This is a genomic window from Staphylococcus gallinarum (genome assembly GCF_000875895.1).
GTDB classification, from domain to species: domain Bacteria; phylum Bacillota; class Bacilli; order Staphylococcales; family Staphylococcaceae; genus Staphylococcus; species Staphylococcus gallinarum.
The window spans coordinates 1-2,392 of sequence record NZ_JXCF01000057.1; the positions used below are offsets into that span (position 1 = coordinate 1).

Here is a 2,392-nt window from a genome sequence, read left to right on the forward strand (position 1 = left end):
ATTAGAAGTACCACCATTTAGTGTTGAAGATGTTACGACAACAACAGGTCAAGATGATCAGTTTGTCATTCATCAAACAGTACCAACACGTAATGTAACGAAGCGTACAACATTGCCTAAAGAAATCACGTTAGGTGTGCAAGTACCAGAAGGCGTTAAACTTACGTTGAAAGAGAACACAACATCACTGTTTACAGCAGATAAGAGTGTGAGTACAGATAATCAATTAACGATTGTAACAGGTAAAAATGGTGTTAAAAATCCAGATTTACTAAAACAACAAACATACTACAACAAAATTTATGACTTACCAATTACTGCAAGTCATGATTTAACTTTAGCAGATATTGAAAACAACACAGAAAAATGGCAAAAACTTCAACAGTATTACGATAAAGATGAAGAAGTTTTAAAAGTGCCAATTACTTACACATTTAATAACAGTGTGCATAGTTCTGACAATTTACAAACAGATAAAAGCTTTGCGGTGATGAATGTTTCTGATGATATTAAAGAGAAACTACGAAACTTAAATAATACAGAACAATTGAATGGGGCAAAACAAGCTGTAGAAGAAGCAAAAACAGCAGATGGAAAAATGACAGGCATAGAGAAAGAAATTACCAATAGACATGTAATATCTAAGACAAATGGTATCAAGGTTTTACCAGAAGCTGGACAGGGATCTCAACCAACAACGTTGTTTGGCAGTCTTTTCGCTGGATTAGGAGCACTATTATTTTTCAGAAAGCGTAAAGAAGAAAAATTAAGTAAGTAATAATTTCAAATAAAAAAAGCGACAGGTCAATTACGATTCTGTCGCTTTTTATTACTAATTCCGAGTGCAAACTCTCTTTAAGGAAATGGTGTGAAATATTTTGGCAAACTATTTACTAAGATAAGTAGGCTAAGTTGTTAGAAACCACTAAAAACAAAGAAGCAGATGAAGTAGTGCAAAGAATTTTTACAATTTATTAAGATTAGATAATAAAAGTATGTTAAACACACACTTAAAAATACGACCTATATTACACAAAATATCCATACCGATAGAATGTGAGACTTAAAAAACTTCGTTCAAACACTTAATGGGTTCCACCCTGTTTTTTAGGACTTATATTCTATCCTGAAACTCTCAAAATCCAAATATCACAAATTTCTATAGTATAAGTAGATTTTATAAACTTAACCGTTTCATCTTTCATAAAATTTATAACAGATTCATCTATCGATATATACATAAATGTATTACCACTTCTTCTATAGTGCCTTTTCCATACTTCAACACATTGTTTTAGGTCAAAAGTTAACGTTAAAAATATATCAAAGTGATTATTTAATTTTGAAAGTATAAAACGTAATCAAAGAAAATTCACACTTATAAACATTATATAATATTGACTATCTTTAGATATAAAGTGTAAAATTGTGGACGGCGATATATTTTCAGTAGAATCTTAATAAATATATTGTAGAATACATTTGTAATGGGAGTCTTTTTATGACTAGAAAATCACGAGAATTTAAAAAGAGTTTTGGCGAAGAAAAAAATAGAGTAAAATTGTACAAATCCGGAAAAAACTGGGTTAAGGCAGGTGTCAAAGAAATTCAATTACTTAACATGTTAGGCCTTTCTTTATTAACGGATAAAGTTGATAAAGAGCAAAGTGACAAAGTGAGTGTTGGTGGTATCATTAAAGAGAATGCCCTTAGAACTACTGCAATTACAGGAGGTTTATTTACAGTTAATATGTTGCATGATCAACACGTATTAGCTGCATCTGAAATACCTGTCACATCAGAATTAACAGCAAATAGTCAAACAATAGGCGACCAGACATCGACAGTAATCGATCAAGTACAATCAGAAAGTATAGTATCAGAATCAGCAGAATCAGTAAATTCAGAAATACAAAGTATTTCTGAATCAACAAAAGTGTCTATTTCACTTTCTGAAAGTCTTTCGATTAGTCAATCAGAAAGCATAGAATCAGAATCAGCTAATGAAAGTACATCGGTACGTGAAGAGAAAGTATTATCAGAATCTAATGAAAAAGAAGGGGATAACACTTACTCAACTCAAGAGGATACTGCTGATTCTAGCACAACGATGTCAGTGACTAGCCAGACAGTTTCTGAAACAGATTCAAAAGATGTAACCTCTAATATAGCATCAAATACTTTGACAGCACCAAATTCTAGGGAAGTAGACTCTTTACTAAGTACTGGAATTACAGCAAATGATGGACTTAAAGCAGTCGCTGCTACTTATACTAATCGTGCTGGTTTTAGACTTGCTGATGACAGTACACTAAGATCTGCTGTTGATACTTCAGCAGGCACATTAACAAGTAGAGATGGGTATACTATTAGTCATGACACAATTGGTTCT

General features: G+C 32.1%; 2 protein-coding genes. Both read left to right on the plus strand.

The window, feature by feature from the left end; all coding sequences use genetic code 11:
• The coding region (locus SH09_RS12895; protein WP_042740048.1) for an LPXTG cell wall anchor domain-containing protein at positions 1–778 on the plus strand (778 nt) is incomplete at its 5' end.
• 723 nt (positions 779–1,501) lie between these two features.
• A partial coding sequence (locus tag SH09_RS12900) for a KxYKxGKxW signal peptide domain-containing protein (RefSeq protein ID WP_042740049.1) occupies positions 1,502–2,392 on the plus strand: 891 nt, incomplete at its 3' end.